15 protein-coding genes and 2 pseudogenes are annotated in these 18,768 nt (G+C 61.2%); 5 read left to right on the top strand and 12 right to left on the bottom strand.

Features of this window, described 5'->3' with window-relative positions; all coding sequences use genetic code 11:
* Positions 1-2: 2 nt before the first annotated feature.
* From BI327_RS14430 to BI327_RS14405, 6 genes and pseudogenes are all read right to left on the bottom strand, one after another.
* Positions 3-1,988 carry a conjugal transfer protein TraG gene (locus BI327_RS14430; RefSeq protein ID WP_076860985.1) on the bottom strand — a complete coding sequence of 662 codons (1,986 nt, stop codon included), beginning with the start codon at positions 1,986-1,988 and terminating at the stop codon, positions 3-5.
* A gap of 36 nt (positions 1,989-2,024) precedes the next feature.
* Positions 2,025-3,785: a relaxase/mobilization nuclease domain-containing protein gene (locus BI327_RS14425; protein ID WP_076860984.1), complete on the bottom strand. Its 1,761-nt coding sequence runs from the start codon at positions 3,783-3,785 to the stop codon at positions 2,025-2,027.
* Positions 3,786-4,035: 250 nt separating this feature from the next.
* On the bottom strand, positions 4,036-4,557 hold the full coding sequence (locus BI327_RS43740; RefSeq protein ID WP_245334858.1) for a lytic transglycosylase domain-containing protein: 522 nt from the start codon (positions 4,555-4,557) through the stop codon (positions 4,036-4,038).
* Between the two features lie 365 nt (positions 4,558-4,922).
* Positions 4,923-5,435 carry a S26 family signal peptidase gene (locus BI327_RS14415; RefSeq protein ID WP_076860980.1) on the bottom strand — a complete coding sequence of 171 codons (513 nt, stop codon included), beginning with the start codon at positions 5,433-5,435 and terminating at the stop codon, positions 4,923-4,925.
* The gene (locus tag BI327_RS14410) at positions 5,432-5,896 is read right to left on the bottom strand and encodes a DUF2840 domain-containing protein (RefSeq protein WP_076860978.1); all 465 of its coding nucleotides are present in this window, start codon (positions 5,894-5,896) and stop codon (positions 5,432-5,434) included. Before BI327_RS14410 ends, BI327_RS14415 begins: the two co-directional genes overlap by 4 nt.
* A 289-nt stretch (positions 5,897-6,185) precedes the next feature.
* Positions 6,186-6,863 (bottom strand): annotated as a pseudogene (locus BI327_RS14405) (replication initiator protein A); the annotation flags it as partial.
* Between the two features lie 136 nt (positions 6,864-6,999).
* Here BI327_RS14405 and BI327_RS14400 point away from each other — a divergent pair.
* Complete coding sequence (locus tag BI327_RS14400; RefSeq protein WP_076860976.1) at positions 7,000-7,392, top strand: hypothetical protein; 393 nt, start codon at positions 7,000-7,002, stop codon at positions 7,390-7,392.
* A 57-nt stretch (positions 7,393-7,449) separates the two neighbouring features.
* Here BI327_RS14400 and ku read toward each other — a convergent pair whose 3' ends face one another.
* The gene (gene ku, locus BI327_RS14395) at positions 7,450-8,382 is read right to left on the bottom strand and encodes a non-homologous end joining protein Ku (RefSeq protein ID WP_076860974.1); all 933 of its coding nucleotides are present in this window, start codon (positions 8,380-8,382) and stop codon (positions 7,450-7,452) included.
* 144 nt (positions 8,383-8,526) lie between these two features.
* On the opposite strand from ku, the gene BI327_RS43115 reads away from it, so the two are divergent.
* From BI327_RS43115 to BI327_RS43110, 4 genes and pseudogenes are all read left to right on the top strand, one after another.
* Positions 8,527-8,922 carry a hypothetical protein gene (locus tag BI327_RS43115; protein WP_245334806.1) on the top strand — a complete coding sequence of 132 codons (396 nt, stop codon included), beginning with the start codon at positions 8,527-8,529 and terminating at the stop codon, positions 8,920-8,922.
* 45 nt (positions 8,923-8,967) lie between these two features.
* Entirely contained in the window at positions 8,968-9,417 is a 450-nt protein-coding gene (locus tag BI327_RS14385) for a hypothetical protein (protein WP_076860972.1), read from the top strand.
* Positions 9,418-9,420: 3 nt separating this feature from the next.
* Entirely contained in the window at positions 9,421-10,146 is a 726-nt protein-coding gene (locus BI327_RS14380; protein ID WP_076860970.1) for an SOS response-associated peptidase, read from the top strand.
* 61 nt (positions 10,147-10,207) lie between these two features.
* Positions 10,208-10,330 (top strand): annotated as a pseudogene (locus BI327_RS43110) (Y-family DNA polymerase); the annotation flags it as partial.
* A gap of 61 nt (positions 10,331-10,391) precedes the next feature.
* On the opposite strand, the gene BI327_RS14370 reads toward BI327_RS43110, so the two are convergent.
* The 5 genes from BI327_RS14370 to BI327_RS14350 form a co-directional block, all read right to left on the bottom strand.
* Positions 10,392-11,357 carry a hypothetical protein gene (locus tag BI327_RS14370; RefSeq protein ID WP_076860967.1) on the bottom strand — a complete coding sequence of 322 codons (966 nt, stop codon included), beginning with the start codon at positions 11,355-11,357 and terminating at the stop codon, positions 10,392-10,394.
* A 367-nt stretch (positions 11,358-11,724) separates the two neighbouring features.
* Complete coding sequence (locus BI327_RS14365) at positions 11,725-12,270, bottom strand: hypothetical protein (protein WP_143271602.1); 546 nt, start codon at positions 12,268-12,270, stop codon at positions 11,725-11,727.
* A 44-nt stretch (positions 12,271-12,314) separates the two neighbouring features.
* Positions 12,315-13,262 carry a S1/P1 nuclease gene (locus tag BI327_RS14360; RefSeq protein ID WP_076860964.1) on the bottom strand — a complete coding sequence of 316 codons (948 nt, stop codon included), beginning with the start codon at positions 13,260-13,262 and terminating at the stop codon, positions 12,315-12,317.
* Between the two features lie 179 nt (positions 13,263-13,441).
* The gene (locus BI327_RS14355) at positions 13,442-15,208 is read right to left on the bottom strand and encodes a phospholipase D-like domain-containing protein (protein WP_076860962.1); all 1,767 of its coding nucleotides are present in this window, start codon (positions 15,206-15,208) and stop codon (positions 13,442-13,444) included.
* Positions 15,205-18,744, bottom strand: coding sequence for an AAA domain-containing protein (locus BI327_RS14350; protein ID WP_143271601.1), 3,540 nt, complete (start codon positions 18,742-18,744; stop codon positions 15,205-15,207). Before BI327_RS14350 ends, BI327_RS14355 begins: the two co-directional genes overlap by 4 nt.
* Positions 18,745-18,768: the final 24 nt, after the last annotated feature.

The raw sequence follows: 18,768 nt of genomic DNA, 5'->3' as shown, positions 1-18,768 counted from the left end.
TCTTACAGGTCCATACCGTCATTCGGATCCATGGCGACCTGCCGGGCAACACCGCGCATCTGTTGGCGTATGAGCCGAGACTGACGGACCGCGTCCTCGTCATCGTCAAGAACGGCCGCAAATTCCTCTGCGGGCGTCGGTTCAGTTGTCTCCTTAGCGATTGCGACGTGTTCGGGCAGTTCGGGCTCGCGACGGAGACCGCTGTTCGCCATGTCCTCGTCTAGTTGCCCCCTGTCGGTTGAAAGCGGCGTCGGCTTCAGCGTTCCGAGCGTTGACCATCCGTCCGTCCGTGATGATCGACCGCAGGCCGCAGGATCTGGCGGCGGCAAGACCCGTTCCATAAACCGGCCATCCTCATAGTAGCGCACCTTTTTCGCCCGGATCGGCGGCGTGCCCGCCACCATCACGACCTCGTCCGTCGGCGGAAGCTGCATGACCTCGCCAGGAGTCAAAAGCGGCCTCGCCGTCTCCTGACGTGAGACCATGAGGTGCCCCAGCCAGGGATTCAACCTGTGCCCGGCATAGTTCTTCATCGCCCTCATTTCGGTCGCGGTTCCCATTGCGTCAGATACCCGCTTGGCTGTCCGCTCATCATTGGTCGCAAAGCTGACTCTGACGTGGCAGTTATCGAGGATCGCGTTGTTTGGTCCGTAGGCCTTCTCGATCTGATTGAGCGATTGCGCGATCAGGAAACTCTTGATGCCGTATCCTGCCATGAAGGCGAGCGCGGACTCGAAGAAGTCGAGACGCCCGAGTGCTGGAAACTCGTCGAGCAGCATCAGGACTCGATGCCGGCGGTCGCGGGCGTGCAAGTCCTCAGTCAGGCGCCGGCCGATTTGATTCAGCACCAGGCGAATTAGGGGCTTGGTCCGCGAGATGTCCGAGGGCGGCACCACGAGGTACAGCGTCGTCGGGCGGCTATCTGCGATCAGGTCGGCGATCCGCCAGTCGCAGCGGCGGGTCACCTGAGCCACGACGGGATCGCGGTAGAGTCCCAAGAACGACATCGCGGTGGACAGCACGCCCGAGCGTTCATTCTCGGACTTGTTGAGAAGCTCGCGCGCGGTCGAGGCGACGACGGGATGAGCGCCCTGCTCGCCAAGATGCGCCGTGGTCATCATCGCCTTCAGCGTTGCCTCGATCGGACGCTTCGGGTCGGACAGGAAAGCGGCCACGCCAGCCAGGGTCTTGTCCGCTTGTGCATAAAGGACGTGGAGAATGGCGCCGACCAGGAGCGAATGACTAGTCTTCTCCCAATGGTTCCGCTTGTCGAGGGAGCCTTCAGGGTCGACCAAAACGTCGGCGACGTTCTGAACGTCGCGAACCTCCCATTCCCCGCGCCGGACTTCGAGAAGCGGATTGTAGGCGGAGGACTTTGCATTAGTCGGGTCGAACAACAGGACGCGGCCATGACACGAGCGGAAGCCGGCGGTAAGTTGCCAGTTCTCACCCTTGATGTCGTGCACGATGGCCGAGCCGGGCCAGACCAGCAACGAGGGGACGACGAGGCCGACACCTTTGCCCGATCGGGTCGGTGCAAAACACAACACGTGCTCCGGTCCGTCATGGCGAAGGTAGTCGTGGTCGAGTTTGCCCAGCACCACACCATCCGAACCGAGAAGCCCGGCCACTCTGACGTCCCGAGCATCGGCCCAACGCGCCGAGCCATAGGTTTCGACGTTCTTGGCCTCACGCGCCCGCCAGACCGACATGCCGATCGCCGCCGCGATCGAAATGAAGGTCCCCGATGCCGCGATGAAAGCACCCTCGACAAAGACCTGAGGTGCATAGGCGTCGTAGACAAACCACCACCAGAAGAATACAGGCGGGTAGTAGACCTTGAAGCCCAACAGTTCGAACCAGGGCTGCCCAAGCTCGGGCTGGTAGGCAAGCCGCCAGGCCGTCCATTCGGTTGCTCCCCAGATAGCGAGCAAAACGATCAGGCCGACAACGATTGCTTGTCCCCAGAGGATCTTGGTTCCAGTCATCACATGCGCCTTTCCGCAACTGCGTTGGCTAGATAGCTAAAGGCCGAGGTCGCGTTTCCGACCAAGCCCCCATTCGATGCCACCCCCGTCCTTCACGACGCCGGTGACGTGCTGGCCGAGCCTCTTTTCGAGCTCGCGCGACCACGGCACGAGCTGGAAGCCAAGACCGCTGTCGAGCATGGCGAAGCGTCCCGAGGTAAGCGTCAGTCGCTGGCGATATGTGCCTGCCACATGCTCCCCGGAGGCGCCGTTCACCTGAGGCATGCCGGTGTCGGCCGAGATTTTAGCTGCCACCTCGTCCAGTTCGCGTCGGCGCAACGTGTTCAGGAGGTCGCGCTGCAGGATGACGCGTTGGCCCTGCCGCCGTGCCAGCCCTTCCTGAATCAGATGCTCGGCACGGGCTTCCATGGCGTCACGTGTCTCGCGACCGAATCCGCCTATGGCGAGCGGGATCGGATCCCGTTCGACAAGCCGGTGGTCGAGCCAGGTTGCTCCTTTTGCGACGATCTGTTCACCAAGATCGAGATCGGAGCGGATCGCGAGCACCACGGTCGGCCGTGTATCGTCGGCATGACCGAAGCGGCGGACTTCGACGATTCCGCCGATCGGCGGTGCGTGCTCGAAGGCCTCAATCCCTCGGAAGCGCACGTGGTGAGCGCGTCCGTCTGTGCCGTCGATCAGCGCATAGGCCTCGCCCGTCAGTTCGTCGTGCAACCCTCGATCAACCAGTCGTCCGGCGATCTGGGACGTCGGCTCTCCACCTTCAATGACGTAATCGGCAACGCCGCGCGCTTCCCCGCGCTCGGTAAAGGCGCGGTGCATGGTCTTGATGATGTCGCCGCGCATACCGAGGTCGCGCAAGCTGCGCTCGGCCTCGAGCCCGACCATCCACTCCCCTGGCGCAGCGGATGCAGCGAGGCCCATCTTCCCCAGATGCTGGAGCCGGCCAACCATCAGGCGTTGGATCTCGGGATCGGAGCTGCCGGGATGTTCGGAGCGAAGATCGATATAGCCGGTTTCATCGGCTGCCAGCCGGATCTCCTGATCGAGCCGCGTCCATCGCTCTGCCGTGACTTCCCTCTCCAGCGAATTGCGGATTTCGTGCTCCGGCTTAGGGCCAAGTTCAATCCCGACCAGTTCCTCGGCGCGCGAGCGCAGACCTCGGCTGATGTAGTCGCGGGAGATGACGAGATCGGCCCCTTCCCCATCGACTCCCCGAACGAGAAGGTGGACGTGAGGATTGTCCGTGTTCCAGTGGTCGACGGCCACCCAATCGAGCCGCGTACCGAGGTCGATCTCCATTTCTTTGGTGAGGTCGCGGGTGAAGGCCTTCAGGTCGGTCATGTCCCCGGCGTCCTCGGGCGAGACGATAAACCGGAAATGGTGGCGATCGTCCTTGCCGCGTTCAGTGAAGGCCGTACCGTCAGCACGGTCGCTGTCGGCATCGAACATCTCGGCTCTATCGCCGCTCCGGGTCACGCCGTCGCGTTTCAGATATGAGAGGTGGGCGGTCAGTGGTGCCGAACGGAACGCTCGTCCCTTGTGTCGGACAACGCGCGCCTTCACCACGACGCGCCGTGTCGGGCTGAACAACCGGCTGCGACCAAAGGCGAGCCGGCCGCGGCCAAACGTCGAGCGTCCATAGGCAGGGCGTCTGCCAGCTGCAGCCTGCCCCGAGGTGTGTCCGGCTTTCTTCGCTGCACGTAGCACCTGGTTGATGAAGCTCTTTGGTTTCGGCGCGCGGGTGCTGCGGATGCGCCCGGGCCGAATACGCAGATCGCTGTCGCCCACCGTCATGGACCGGGCTCCCAACGATCAAAAGTGCACACGGTGCCGAAGAAGCCCTTGTGTGCATTCGTCAAAATGCAAGGCGCGGCACGCGCCCCGACCGACCGGCACGCCGGAACCCAAGCCATGTCAATGGCTTGCGGTTCGACCGGCGAGCCTCTTTTATCTCGCCGTCCTGATGTCGTGTTTGCCCACCGTTCTTGCCGTTCCGCCAATTGCCCGCTGAAGCACGCCGTGGCCAGCGAACCTGAGGAACTGGTCATCGGGATGCTTCCGAATTCGATCGACGGGCGAACACGCCAATGGGCCGAGGGACCATGGGCGAAACACCGCGCACTGAAACTGCGGTTGCGGCGCTGCTCGAATACATGAGCGCCGGCAACCGATCGCGCATTTTCATCGGATCAGATCGCGAGACGAACAGCGTTGCGGCTGCCGATGACTGCCGGCCGGCGGTCCAGGTCCGCGGCAATTCGATACCCAGCAGATTTGCAAGCTTTGCCACATACGCTTGCGTCTCGTCCGGCAAAGGGCCGCCCGCGAGATGCTCTTCATAGCGAGACGGTCCCGCGTTGTAGGCGACAAACACACCAGGCGAGCCGTAGCGATCAAATAGTTCACGCAGATAGGCTGCGCCTGCCAGAATGTTGTCGAGCGGATCGTAGGGATCGCTACCGAGATTATGGCGATCGCGAAGTTCTGCCCAGGTCGCTGGCATGATTTGCATCAAGCCCATTGCGCCTTTGGGTGATCTGGCGTGCACGTCTCCAGCGCTTTCAATGCTAAGAACTGAGCATATCCACTGCGTCGGGATCGCGAAGCGTTGTGAAGCTTCGTCGATGAATCCCGACGACGAGTCAGGCGCATGACAGGTCGCTGGAAGCGCGGCCGACTCGTGCTGGGCCAGAACAGCACAATGTGTGCCAAGAAGCAGCGATACTACTACCCAAACACGCGCGCCCGACTGAGCCAAGCATGCCGTCGTGCTCGCGCCCGTCCAGGGTGAAGCTGCTTCGCGCCGGCCTTTCGACCGCCCTGGACCGGCGCTGCGCGCGCCAGCCTTGCAAAACCTGGTCGGGACGGAGGAATGGTCCCGCAATCGATCGAACAGAGGAATCGTGAGGCGAACTCGTGAAATGCGCACGATCACTCCTCCCACGTCCACACCTGGAGCGCACGGCCGATCACGGCTGACGCAGGCAGAACTCCAAAATATCGACCATCAAGAGAGTCGTCCGACTGCCAATTCATGAGAAACAGCTCGCCCTCCGCGACGACGCGGCAGCCCTGCCATTTCGGCAGCGGCCGGCCGCGTCCGTCGCGATCCCGCGCCTCGCCCACCGCGATGGTATCGACCGAAATCGCGAGCCCGCTCCTGCAGACGGTCTGCCCGGGCAGTGCAAGGACCCGCTTGAGCATTGGGACACCGGCCGGCAGATAGCCATTGAAGTCGAGGAAGGTCGCGAGCGGCTCCGGCGGCCGCACGGCGACCAGCTCGGTGACGCGTAAGCTTTCGTCTGGGAGCAAACGATAGAGACCGATCGGCACACTTTCGGACGCATTCCAGATGTAAAGCGGCAACGGCTCCAACACCAATGTCGCTATGAGTGCAACGGCGACCACACTGGTTGCGGTCAGCGTCGTCATGCGGCCCGTCATCGCATCGTCCTCTGACGATGGAGCCAAGCCTGGTGGCGCGCCTTCGTGTAGGGCCGCGGGTCTTCGTTGACCGATAGACGGTTATGAACGTGATGCCAATGATCGGGCGCGACATCGGACGGATCGATGCCGAGCGTCTCGATGGCATCAATCATCTGCAGTACGCGTTCAACCTTCGGCCAACCGGAGAGCCGTAGCAGCGTCTCTCCACCGGGCTTCACGTAAGGAACTGTTACACAGCGCTGTCCCGGGGCGACCGCGCGCAAGATGTCGATCCGCGAGACAATCGTGCCAAAGTCGCTGGAGGTCCAACGGACGAAGGCAAAGATGCTGCCTGGCGCGAATGAAACGACGCGCCGGTGACGATCGATCTTCCTCTCCGCCGCGATGCGCCCGAAGCGAACACGGTTTTCGATACGCTTCTCGAGCCACAGCACTTCTACTTCGGTGAGATCGCTCATGCCGCCGCTCCCTGAAGCTCGAACTGGGAGCAGTGAGCTTTGGGGTCGGGGAAGTGCCCGTATGGCTTCTGAAGGCAAGCAGAACTGGCGGCCCGTCGTTGCCGGTCGCCTCCAACGCGTCTCTCGGCCTGGTCCGTTAGAAGAAATCCGAAGGATTTCTGGTTAGTAAAGTTACGGTGGCCGGAAAGTGCCGAGAAACAACCGCTTAGGCCCGATTTTGGTCCCCGATAGCACGAGGATTGGGTCCCCGATAGCACGAGGGTCGCGGTCCCCGATAGCACGAGCTGATTCACAGATTGTCCTCCGAAGTTGAAATGAGACCGCGCCGGCGCAGGCGTGCCGTTAAGGGATCAACAGGCGTAGGCGCGAAGTTCAGTCGCTCGGCGCCGTTCGGATCGCGCGTGAGCACGAGCTGATAGCCGGGCAATGTCTGGCGCTTGACGATCTGACGAACATCGTAAGCGAAATGCTTGAGCGGCGAGAGGATGCCGGACTTGGCATGGAGATGCACAAGATCAAAACTCCAGCCGCCGTTCTGTCGACCACCGTGCTTGCGAACGAGCCGGTAGAGCCACCGCTCAAGTCCTCCTGTCAGCGCGAAATAGGCGCGGTCGATCGTAAGCACGAGCGCGTCATCGATGACGCCGGCATAAAACCAATCAGGCAGGATCAGTTCGAGTCCAAATGGGCGACCATTTGCATCCGCTGTCTCCTTCCACTCGTTGATCCAGGAGAAACGATGCCGTCGCCGCTCTGCCGGCTGACGGATCGATGTCAGCACGGTCGTTGACTGAAGTCTGTCGAGACTCGCCTTCAGCCGGTCATAGTCGCGCGCGCTGGTGCCGCGGCCGACAAACGTCAGGATCTCGTAAGGCGTTGCAGCCATCAGGCGCGACGTCTTCAAGCCGGCGTCGCGGGCTTCGACGATCTGGGAAGCGGCCCAGATCAGAACGTCCGCATCCCAGATAAACAAGACATCGGCCACGAACCGTCTTCGATAGACCGGGAGACCGTTGAAGCAAGTCTCAAACTTTAGTTCTACCCACAGTTGATCTCGCGCGCTGGTTACGCTTAATGTCCCCATTGCTGGGGGGAAATTTGGAATGAGACTTTTGGTTATCGCTGCCGCCTGCGCAGTGCTGGCTGGCTGCGCGGCGTCAAAGCAAGAAGTAGTCGCACGCCTCGGAGACCAGTACATCGGTCAGAACATAGACACCCTGGTCGTGAAGTTCGGTCCACCGACAAGCATGTTCAAGATGAACAGCGGGCAGTCGTCCTATGTCTGGCAGCTCTCCGCTGTGACTGACATTGAGACTGATCGAGGCTGGGGCACAGCGAGCACACGCTATTGCAAGGTGAGCGTGATCACCTCGCCAACCGGCGTTGTGCAGCAACTCAACACTGAGGATTCGAACGCAGGATATGGCCTCGGTGGGGTTGTGGGCATGTACGGCAGCATCTGCGGCCAACGCTTGGGGATGAGGCCTCAAGGTTAGCCAGGCTTGGCGATTGCGCAGAACTTGAGACACCACCTGACGGTGGCGTCACGAGACCTAAGCTGACTTCCGTTGCGGTTTGGCCGCCGGCTTCTTCGCGGCTGCCTCCTTCGCCGGCTTCTTGCCTGCAATCGGCATCAGCATTTCCTTCTGCCCGGCCGCGGCCTTGCGTGGCTTCTTGCCTGCCTTCCTGGGTGCTTCCGGCGCGGCCGCCGCATCCCTTCCAATGCTCTTGCGCAGCGCGTCCATCAGGTCGACGACGTTCTCGCCTCGAGGGCGCGCCTTCGCCGTGATGGGCTTGCCGGCGCGCTTCTGGTTGATCAAATCGATGAGGGCGGTTTCGTACTGGTCTTCGAACTTGTCCGGCTCGAAATGGCCCGACTTCTGATTGACGATGTGCCTCGCCAGATCGAGCATGTCCTTGGTGACTTTGACGTCCTGAATATCGTCGAAATATTCCTCCGCGGAACGGACCTCGTAGGGATAGCGCAGCAGCGTTCCCATCAGCCCCTTCTCGAACGGCTCCAGCGCGATGATGTGCTCACGATTGGTGAGCACGACACGGCCGATCGCGACCATGTTCATCTCGCGGATGGTTTCGCGGATCACGGCGAAGGCATCATGGCCGACTTTGCCATCGGGACTCAGGTAATAGGGACGGATCAGATAACGCGGATCGATCTCGCGGCGGTCGACGAACTCGTCGATCTCGATGGTTCGCGTCGATTCCAGCGCGACGTTGTCGAGCTCATCCTTGGTCACCTCGATGAAGGTGTCGGTGTCGACCTTGTAGCCTTTGACGATGTCCTCGTTGGCAACCTCTTCCCCGGTATCGGCGTCGACCTTCGCGTATTTGATGCGGTGGCCGGTCTTCCGGTTGACCTGATTGAACGAGACTTTTTCGGATTCCGACGTGGCCGGATAGAGCGCGACCGGGCAGGTGACGAGGGAAAGACGCAGGAAGCCTTTCCAGTTGGCGCGGGGAGCCATCGCGGGGGAACTCCAGTACTGTGCTGGATTCAAGACGAACGGCGCGGCCTGGTTCCGACATCGCGCCCCTCCAGAAAGGACGATTTTTTCAAGATGAGGGTCCGCGCGGACTCGACATTTGTTCTTGTTATGTTCTAATTCGGAATGACCGATCGACCCGCGAGCTGGCGCATGCCGCCCCCGAAGCAGATGGAAAAACTGGCCGCTGAAACCGTCCGCAGGCTGGCCCCCTCCTCTGCGCCTCCGGATGCGCCACTTCCCTCGGAATATTGGGAATCGATCCTGAAAGACCCTCGCGCCGACGATACCGGAGCCGAGAGGCGGCAGCGACGTCTTTGCGAGATTCAACGCCACGTGCTGCGCGTTTCCTGCCGCCGCTGCGAGCGGATCGTGGAAATCCAGACCGCCGATGCCGTCCGACTGTATGGCCGCAACGCGGTCTGGAAGGACGTGGCGCAGCGCTTGCTCGACAACACCTGCCAGCAACGCACTGGCAGGCATGAAGAAGACGGGTGTTGGCCGGCGTTCGAGACGGCGTAAACCGCTCCGGATGCCGATCCGATCTGTTAGCGCCTGGATGTCCGGATGGCCCCGAAATATCACCCCACGCCCCTGTCGGGCGGTGATCGCAAGGCTCTGGCGAAAGAGCTCGGCAAGGCACGCGCGATGGCCAGCATCCTGGCTGCTCAGTCAACGGAGATGCGGGCCAAGGGCCAAGCCATGATCCAGCAAGCGGACAGGCTGCTTTGCGAAAGCTGGAACGAGCGCATGTGGAGCGACGGCGAACCGATCGATCCGTCCCCCACCATCGATCAGGCTGTGAATGGAGGCTTTCCCTGGCTCGAGATCATGTGCGCGCGCTGCAAGACGCCGAGCGACGTCGACCTTGGGGCGATCAAGCATCCGCCGACCACCTTCGTGCACGATCTCGCCAGCCGGCTGCGCTGTCGCAAATGTGCCAAGGCGGGCCGGCGTCCATCCGCAACTCTGTTACAATTGGCCTCACAGCCTCGCCACCTCAGAACCGAACCTTGACCGATGTGCAATCTCTACTCGATCACGACCAACCAGGCTGCCATTAGTGCGCTGTTTCGCGTCGTGAACCGATACGTGGGCAATCTGGCACCCATGCCCGGTGTGTTTCCGGACTACCAGGCACCGATCGTGCGCAACGGAGCCGAGGGCCGCGAGCTCGCCACGGCGCGCTGGGGGATGCCATCTTCATCGAAGGCACTCATGGACGCCACCAAGAAGCGAGCCGAGAAGCTGCAAGCCAAGGGCAAGACGGTCGATTTCAAGGAATTGCTCAGAATGGAGCCGGACAGCGGCACGACCAACATCCGCAATGTGAAGAGCAAACACTGGACGCGATGGCTAGGGACCGAAAACCGCTGCGTGGTGCCGTTCAACTCGTTCAGCGAGTTCAACAAGGCCGAGGGCGGCGACATCTGGTTCGCGCTCGATGAGGCTCGTCCCCTCGCCTGCTTCGCCGGCATCTGGACCAATTGGACATCGGTCCGGAAGATCAAGGAAGGCGAGACCACGAACGACCTCTACGCATTCCTGACGACGGAGCCGAACGCCGAAGTCGCCGCCATCCACCCGAAGGCCATGCCGGTGATCCTGACGACGCCGGAGGAAGTCGAGACCTGGATGACGGCCCCTCTGGACGACGCCTTGAAGCTGCAGCGGCCTCTACGGGACGGATCGCTCCGGGTCGTCGCTCGCGGCGTCAAGGAAGACCCAGCCGGGCAGACAGCGTGACCGACGAGGACGACGGCCAGGCTGAGCCCTCGCCCCGCAGCGCAAGATCATCCACGTCGACATGGACGCCATCTACGCGTCCGTTGGGTGACGAGACAATCCTGATCTCAGCGGTAAGCCAGGCGCCGTAGGCGGAGTCCGGGAGCGTGGCGTCGTGGCGACAGCCAGCTACGAAGCGCGCAAGAACCTCGCGGCTTTTCGAATCAACGGCACGCGAGGTGCCAGCTATTTCGGCCGCGTCGTCGTCACGACCGGAGGCCCCATTTGTGCTTGAGCATCTGGGAAAGCTCCGCTCCTTCCCCAACGGTCATGCCCGACATCGCATCGGCTATCTCTTGAAGATGCTCGGGCGTCTTCTTCGGCCTCGCATTGATGATGTCGGGAGTACCGAGCGGCCATCCGGCCAACGCCGCCTGAGCTTCTTCATCGGTCTTGAAGAGATTGGGATTGGCCACGAACTGGATCGCGGGTCCGAAGGAGCCATCTTGGTAAGCCTTCTCATTCACAAAACCCACGAAATGCAGCCGTTCGCGGGCCTCAGCCGCGCCTTTCAAGGAAGTCTTGGGATCGAAGACGCCCGTGATCAGGCGGCCCTTGTAATAGTGGCGGAAGAACGGGGGCACCTTGTCTCCGGCAAGAGCGACATGCAGTCGGTCCCAAATGTCGCCGCCGTTCTTGAACGCTCGAAAATCGACGAGGAGAACGTGGGTCTTGCCCGCTGGAGGCGGAAACTTATGAGGCTTGCCGCCATCCTCGAGCTTCTGACAAATCCGCTCCACGGCTTTGAGCGTTTCACCCTCGGGCGTTTGGCGGGGATCTTCGGCGTTCGAGTGGAGATGCCTTGCAAACATAACGGCACCGTCCTCGAATTCTTCGGTCGTTGTCGCCGCCTTGACAGCGTCGGTCTCTTCGAGCCGCATCATCTCGACCAGGAAGTCGGTGCCTCCGGCCGAGAAGCCGTAATCGATCGTGGACTTCGCCTCGCCAGGGACCTCGTATTGCGGTTGGATGCCCGCTGCGTGGAGTTCGTTCCCAAAGCGCAGCTCGAATAGCTTAGCCTTGTTTTCGCCCTTCAAGCCGCCGGCCGCTTCGATGTCGCCAATCAGCGGCTTAGCCCACGGAACATCCGCGAGTTGGCTCATGACGACTCCCATGTAGTCGCCCTCGGCACCGGTCAGGAAATCAAACGTTTTCGCGTCCGGCGCCGCCATGGTCAACGGTCTCCGGTGCCCGGCGCCACGCGCAATGCAGTGCCGCCGACGCACGCGGGACCGGCCGGCTTCAGAACCTGCGGCCAGCGCCTTCTTACCTTAGGAAGAACCCGCGCTGCGGTCGGCAGCGGCTGGCTCGCTGCGGCAACTGGTGGCGCCGGAGGAGCCGAGGCAGGGACAGCGGCGGCCTGCTGCAGGGCACCAATTCTCGAGGCGAGAGCGTTGAGCCGATCGGCCATGGATTTCAGCTTCTCCTTTTTCTCAGCGACCGATTGGACGACGGGCTTAGCTTCAGCCTCGATGCCCGTCGCGCATGATAATCGATGACAGCGCCCGCTTCGTAACCGAAAGCGCGAAACATCATTCGCTAGTTGGAGGGGATCTGTTCGATGGCCTTGCGTACGGTATCCACGTCTTCCTTCAATGCGGTCGCCCGGCCGGGCGCGAGCCCGAGGCCGACGAAGCTGCCAGCATTGGGGATCCCCGCGGCCGGGAATTCGTGGGAAACCCACCCGATCGCGGAGGCCCGCATCCACACCTTCGAACCGTCCATCAGGGTGAACTGGGCGAACTGGTCGCGGCCGGCGAGCTTCAGAACGTCATCTACGGACTCCCTCACCGCCATCAGGTTCGCGAAGACGCCTAGCACCTGCGTGACCGGCGCCTTCGGTGCAGTCGATTCGATCTGAGCGGCCGTCGGGAAGAATATCTGCGGCGAAAGGCGGAACGTCTCGGCATTCACGCTGAATTCATTGATCGGCGGCAGTGAAGTGACCGCCGTGATTCGCTTGGCGTCGAAGAACACGGGAGCGCCAGAAGTCGGCGTCAACTGCGCCAAAGGGGATCCAGCGAAAGCAGGCGCGGAAAGGAGCGACGCAACGGACAAGGCGATGGCCGCGAACAGTCTCAACATGGTCAGGTCCTCCAAATCATCGTCTGCCGGGAGCCGGCGAAAATCTACTTAAGCGCCGTCTCGATCAGGTTGGCCAGTCGGGCGGCGGCAAGCGCCGCGCGGGCGCGGGCCACGTTCTTGACGCTTGTTTCGTAATCGCGCGTCAGAAGGACGGGATTCTTTCCCGTGCTTATCGGCGATGCGTAAGCGTATTGCTTGGCGAGATCCGCGCCTTCCTGAGCCCAGATAGCTGGATCGGCGATCTGTGCCTCGGCCGGGCTGACGCCAACACTGGATAGCCCATCCTTATCGTCGGCGTCGAAGATGGCACCATAGGGCGAGGAGTAACCGCCGAAGATCGCGTCCCAGTAGGCGTGCAGTGCCATGTTCGATCCGTTCGCTGGTATCACGGATTCCGCGTTCCCACCGGCATCCCCGTCCGGAATCTGCAGCGTGTATCGGGCCGCGGCATGCAGCGGCTGATGCGCGTCGCCGACGAGATGAAGGATCCAGACGAGGTCGTACGAGCGAACGTCGTCGGATGCGCCAGAAGATGCCGGCAGCGCAGTGGTCATCAGTTTGAGCTGCGTGACGAAGTCGACCCGATCCGCGGCCGGCAGAGGTGTGCCGTCGGGCGTGAAGTCGATGTCCTTGAAATGCCAGTAGGCATGTTGGTTGTGATCCGAATAGCCGACGTTCTGGCCGGCCGTCGGGCTGGTGACCGCATCACGCGTGTAGCCGTACTCCTTGGTCTTGATGTCGTCGGCCCACGTCGCGGCATGGACGAAAGCGTACATCTTCGCGGTTTTGTCGTCGGTGGCGCCTGCGGTCCACTTGGCGTAGTCCTTGTTAAGCTTCAGCAAGGAGTCGGCCTTGTCGCGGACGGGATCTGAGAGGCGCTTGTACGCCAAATAGGCAATTTGCATGTGCCCTTCGTCCCACCATGTGCAGGCCGGGGACGCCGCGATGCCAAGGGTCAGGGTCAAAAGGCTGATAGAAACCACACGACGCATATGGGAGTCTCCGCCCATTGTTACCTGAGGTTGCACCAATTCGATTGACTTTGCCAGAGCCCTGTGAGGCGCCGATGGATGGTCGACGTGGAGCTCCGTACCAGCTTCTCGCCGGCTTTAGAGGAATGCGTTCGGTAACCCGCCGAAGCTGGCGGGCTCACGGCAACTCGCGCCAGCTCTCAAGCCTGGCAGCCGAGAATATCGCTGCCTATTCCGGCGATTTCGCTGAATTTATTCTTGAGATGGCCAACCAATCCCGGTCCCTTGACGATGACGCCAATTTCTGCCCCGCGCGGCTTCCATGGATTGGAGGTTGTCGCAAGCCAGTTGAAGCTAGTGATCAGCAAAGCGTCATCGTCCCAGGTCATGAACTTGCCGTGGACCTGATCGACGGCAAAAAGCTTTATGCCGACTTCGGCGAGCGCGGCCGCGGCGCGGTCCCGCTCTTCTTGTGAGACGCTTTTGGCAAGCTTGTTATGGATCAGCGTAACGGCGACCTGATTTCTATCGGTTGCACGCATCGGCACGAAGACCGAGGTCTCTCCTGCCGGCCCCAGCAGATCGCAGACGGCGACGATGCTGGCGTTTGCGCCATCACGAGCTTCGCGAACGGCAGCCAGGTGCTCATGATCTCGCAGCACCGCCACGCGATGTGGCCCATCGCTTCGCGCGTTCGCGCGGCGGCATTCATTGCGGAGCTCCGCCAGGCGATAGACGTCCTTTGTCCATTTGGTCGATGATGGGATCCGGAGAAACGCCAGCGCGGAGGCAAGCGTGGCCACGACATGCGGTTCCCGCAGCCTGATCGACACTTCAACGGATTTGTACAGAGAGGAAAGCCAATTGCAGGAGCCGACGTAAGCTTCATAGGATCCGTGAGGTCCCGAATCCGCGAGCACGATCTTGGCGTGAGATCCGGTGTCGGTCTCGGCGAAACGCAGATATGACTTGGTGTGCGGAGACAGCTTGTCGAACATGGCCTTCGCCGCTCGGAAATCCTTCAGCGCCTCCTCGTTCAGTTCCTCGTTTCGTTGCCCCCACAGGAGATCAACTCTCACCTTGCGCTTTGCCGCGGCCTCGAGATCAGGCAGCAGGCGGCGCACGGCTTCCGTTCCGACGAAGCAGGTATGGACCACCACAAACGATTTCGCATCCGACAGGACACGTTTCAGCTCCGACAGATGAGCAGGGCCGCCGACGATGAGATCATCCGTTGTCACCTCGGCATAGCTATAGCCGTCCTCTGTTTCCAGTCGGGTTTCGGCACGAGCGATCACTTCGTCAGCTGCTGCATCGTCGCCCGCATTCGGCGCGACAATTACTGCTTCCACGATCGCCTGGCGGAATTCGGGAGAGGTGTATTGCGGCAGTCCCTCGACCTGGTCACCCGAGATCTGCACTGACGCGAAAAGACGCTGAGCCGTGATCCGGTGGTCGACCCACTCCTCGAAGGTCTCGTCTTCCTTCATGTACAATCGATCGACACTGCCTGTCGGCGACATCGTCAACTTGAAGACCCTCGGTCTTAGAACGAAAGCATTCTCGGGAAGCTTGTCCTTGTGGATGAGTGTAAGATCCTCGGGCTGGAAAAAGCTCATCGTGATCCGCTCCATGCACAAGGTATCGCGCCTGCGCAGGTTGCGGGTATCTTCGGGCAATTTTTTTAGCGCCGCTGCCTTCTTGCCGCTTGCCGTCGCTTCAAACGCGACACGGCCGGAGCTTGCGTGAATGTCGACCCATCCGACACCGATCAGCTCGATCAGGCATTCCACAACGAGGCGGAGCGGGACACCGGAAAGTTCAGCAAGTTCGACGGAAGTTGCCCGTTCCTGGGCGAGCTTCCACAGCACCATGTGCTCGAATGCGCTCCAGGTGCGGCCCTGCTTGACGATATAATCCGCCCGGACCTTGTAGATCGGAACGTAGACTGTCACCCGGGCCGTCACTTGGTAACTCCTCCGAAGTCCTTGGGCTGTACTCGCTTCACCCGGCCGCGCTTCTCCTCCGCGATCAACCAGCGCATCAGCCGCGTGATGTGGGCAAGCTCGTCCTCCTCATTCGGCTCGGAGGAGACATCCACCCGGCTCGCCAGAAAGTTCCAGCTGCCCACCAGCACAAGTTTTTGCCTTGCCCGGCTTAGCAGAACATTGAAACGGCGCCGATCGGCGAGGAAGCCCAGGCCCTTGCCGACTTTCTCGTCATTGTTGCGCACGAGCGAGGCAACCACGACGTCCGCTTCACTTCCCTGGAATTCGTCCACCGTGGCGCCCATCCGCTTCGCCGAGCGGATGTCGATTTCAGAATGGAGCAGGTTCTTCAGCTTTCCTGAAGTTGTCCTGTCGGAAACCGCCGACGCGATCTCGCGAACCTGCGCGCGGTAAGGCGACAGGATCTGAATATGGCAATCCTGCCCCGGCTTGGGAACGAACTGCGTCAATACCTGAAGGACGGCATCGATCTCCGCGGCGTTGGTATATCGGCGCTTGCCGTCGGCTCCTCCCACCTCGCCTGTCGCGTGCTTGACCTCCTGCATCCAGGGCAAGTCGACGAAGACGATGCGCTGCTCCGGCATCCATCCGTTGGCCACGATGCCAAACGGCGGACCTTCGTTCGCAAATCGCGCGATAGCGTCTTCATGCGTCCGCAGCCTCTCCTGGTAGAAGCAATGCGAGATCATATCGCAGATGTCCGGATGCATCCGATGCTGCAATTCGAGTTGCATGGCAATCGGTGCCTCCGCGACCACGCTTCTCTGGCAGCGTCGAAACATTTCCGCAAAGAACTGCACCATGTCGAGCCAGACGGTGCAACTTTCGGCAAACCTCTGCTGATCCTCATCGTCCAATCCGACATACTCACGGCCGACGAGGCCAGGCGCAAATCCGGCTCCGTTCTTCCACGCGTTCAGAATGCGAGGAGGCTCACGAAACAAACCCTCAAGCGCCGCGAAATTGAAAGGGGGAAGCTGCTCCTGATCACCGATCAATAGCACCCGGTAGCTTGCCTGAAGCGCGAGCGCGAGGTCGAAGCCATGCGCTTTTCCAGCCTCCTCGACAATCGACCAGTCAAAGCGGCGGTTGTCCTCCAGCAACTGGGCGAGCTCTCCCGAGTTCGACGTTGCGAACACGACATTGGCCGCCTGGCGAACCAGGGATTCCAGGCTGCGGATGTCTCGGGTTGCCGGCTTGCCTTGTTCCATATCCGCAGCGATCGACTTTGCCCGCTCCAGGATGTGGGCGGGGGCAGAGGCTGCCAGCGGGCTGTCGGAAATCGCTCTGGCCAAACGCGCCGTGGTGCGGGAGACGTAGTCGGTGTCTGCCTTGTCGTCGAGACGGACGACGATCGGACGCGTTGTCTGCGGCAAGGTGGCTATGCGTTCGGCGAGCTTGCGCCGAACATGCCGGACCGCTTCATGCGAGTGTGCGGTGATCAGGGCTTGCGTCGAGACATCGACCTCGAGCAAGCGGGTCGTCAACGTCTCGAGAAGCCGCGTCTTTCCAGTCCCCGGCGGCCCCTGCAGCGCGAACAGGGGCTGTGTCTTCCAGATTCTGGTAAGCGCGAGTTGCTTCGACTCATCCATGCTCTCGATCGCATCACTGCTCCCTGGACTATCGGTCGTGTCCCGCCGCGCCCGATCGGGATCGGCAATCGCGGTCAATAGACCCGCATGACTTCGCATGCCGTCGATCGCACGCTGGCGCCGCTTGAGCTGTGCGATCGTGCCGCCAAGACCAGACGGCATCAAATACATCCGGGAATCCAGCGCAGGCGCCGGCACGCCCGCATCTTCGTGATAAAAGCGATACCTGATCCCGCCCGGATGATAAACCATGCGGTCGAACCGCCAGCGGATGTTGGTCTCCTGTTCGCCGCGCCCCAGAACGCCTTCATAGCCGAGCGTGAAATCGGACTCTTCCGCCAAGGGCAGAGAGACAGCGTCGCGCGTGAAAAAGTCTCTCATCTGATCTGCCGAACGAGAGAGCTTCAGGTTCAACGCGAGTTCATCGCGCTGTCCATCGGGAACCGGGGTTACGTCGACGACCGCGCCTTCTGTCTGCTCTTCCACGTCGACGACGCGAACTGGCCATATCTGGGCCGCCGTCAACAATGCATCCAGTTGGTTCGTAATCCTGAAGAACTCCAGAACCTGATACTGAGAATCGTCCAGGTCGGTCGTGCTCGTCTCGAACGGGAAGACGGCATCCCAGGCCGCACCGATGCTGCGCGCCCGGTTCAGGTCTCGTGACAGCTTCGGCGCCGCCCGCACCTCGATCTTGCGCCCATCGAGTAAAGCCACTTTTTCCGTTGGATCGAGCGAAGGCGGGTCGGCGGACTGGCAAAATCCGACGTCCCAGGTCGGGTTATCCCTCTCCCATCGCTGGACGCGGTATTGAAGCAGACGGCCGTTGAGCACGTAGTGCTGAAAGGGCGTCTGGCGGACGAGGACCTGCAAGTCACCGGTCAAGTCTCTTTGGATGAAGTCAAGCTGCGCCTCGACGTCTGCGGTTCGAATGGCGCCCTTGGCGGCGTTCGCCGTGATGTCGGCGATGGCTTCGGAAACGCGGGAGCCCGCCCCCAGATTGAAGCCGACATACAAAGGCTTTCCGATGACGATCGTGCGGTTGCGTACCGAGGCATGGGCCTCCGAAAGCCCCTGCAGGATGGTGGCACTGTCGGTAAATCGCCGCTCCGGGTCGGGCTCGAGCAGACCGAGGATAAGAGCCCGCTCGGGAGGTCCGAGATAGGTAAGGTTCAAAACAATCTCGCGCAGTTGCTCGACCGTCTTGATACCTCTACCGGATGGCTTCAGCCCGAAAATCTCCGTGCAGAGCACGCCAAAATCAAACCAATCGGTCGCAAATGAATATCGCGCATCCGATTTCTCGAGTTCCGGTGCTCGCAACCGATCGACCTTGTTAGTGCCATCGCGCCCCACGGGAGTTGCCGATGTGACACGGAGCGACCACTCGAAGCCACTCAAGCGAAAATCGCAGTCGCCGCGGTCGTCGCTGAACACCCCTGCCGGCGATATGGCCCGGTGTATCGTACCTTCCTCGTGCAGCATGCTTACCGCAGTTGCGATTCGGCGCAACCCTTCCCAAACCTTTCTCCGACGCGCCGGCGTCGAGACATCTCTTAGCCAAGGGCGCCGTCCTCGATCGGCGAGCATTTGCGCGAGCGGCTGGCGATCGCCTGCATCGAGAACCACATAGAACCTCTTCTCTTCAACGCCGAGGTCCTGCAGCTGAACGAAATACTGTCCTGCTCTCGGATATCCTCCGAGTCGGAGAAGGCTTCGAATCTCGTGATTCCAGAGCGCTCTCAGATCAGCGGACTCGCCGGCCCGCGACCAGGTGCGCGCGAACAAGAACATGCCGGCATCGCTCACCTCGTAAAGAAATGGAAAACGACCCGTCCTGTCGCCGCGGATAATCGTGCGAACGATCCGGTACTTGTCGCCAAGATATTGTGGTGAACTCACGAATCGGACCCTATAAACGATAAG

This window comes from Bradyrhizobium mercantei (genome assembly GCF_001982635.1).
GTDB classification, from domain to species: domain Bacteria; phylum Pseudomonadota; class Alphaproteobacteria; order Rhizobiales; family Xanthobacteraceae; genus Bradyrhizobium; species Bradyrhizobium mercantei.
This window is presented reverse-complemented; position numbering and strand designations above follow the sequence as displayed.

Bases quoted from the DNA above. Each gene is read 5' to 3' on its own strand.
- BI327_RS14430 (WP_076860985.1), bottom strand. From the start codon at position 1,988: ATGACTGGAACCAAGATCCTCTGGGGACAAGCAATCGTTGTCGGCCTG.
- BI327_RS14425 (WP_076860984.1), bottom strand. From the start codon at position 3,785: ATGACGGTGGGCGACAGCGATCTGCGTATTCGGCCCGGGCGCATCCGC.
- BI327_RS14415 (WP_076860980.1), bottom strand. From the start codon at position 5,435: ATGACGGGCCGCATGACGACGCTGACCGCAACCAGTGTGGTCGCCGTT.
- BI327_RS14410 (WP_076860978.1), bottom strand. From the start codon at position 5,896: ATGAGCGATCTCACCGAAGTAGAAGTGCTGTGGCTCGAGAAGCGTATC.
- BI327_RS14400 (WP_076860976.1), top strand. From the start codon at position 7,000: ATGAGACTTTTGGTTATCGCTGCCGCCTGCGCAGTGCTGGCTGGCTGC.
- ku (WP_076860974.1), bottom strand. From the start codon at position 8,382: ATGGCTCCCCGCGCCAACTGGAAAGGCTTCCTGCGTCTTTCCCTCGTC.
- BI327_RS43115 (WP_245334806.1), top strand. From the start codon at position 8,527: ATGACCGATCGACCCGCGAGCTGGCGCATGCCGCCCCCGAAGCAGATG.
- BI327_RS14385 (WP_076860972.1), top strand. From the start codon at position 8,968: ATGGCCCCGAAATATCACCCCACGCCCCTGTCGGGCGGTGATCGCAAG.
- BI327_RS14380 (WP_076860970.1), top strand. From the start codon at position 9,421: ATGTGCAATCTCTACTCGATCACGACCAACCAGGCTGCCATTAGTGCG.
- BI327_RS14370 (WP_076860967.1), bottom strand. From the start codon at position 11,357: ATGGCGGCGCCGGACGCGAAAACGTTTGATTTCCTGACCGGTGCCGAG.
- BI327_RS14365 (WP_143271602.1), bottom strand. From the start codon at position 12,270: ATGTTGAGACTGTTCGCGGCCATCGCCTTGTCCGTTGCGTCGCTCCTT.
- BI327_RS14360 (WP_076860964.1), bottom strand. From the start codon at position 13,262: ATGCGTCGTGTGGTTTCTATCAGCCTTTTGACCCTGACCCTTGGCATC.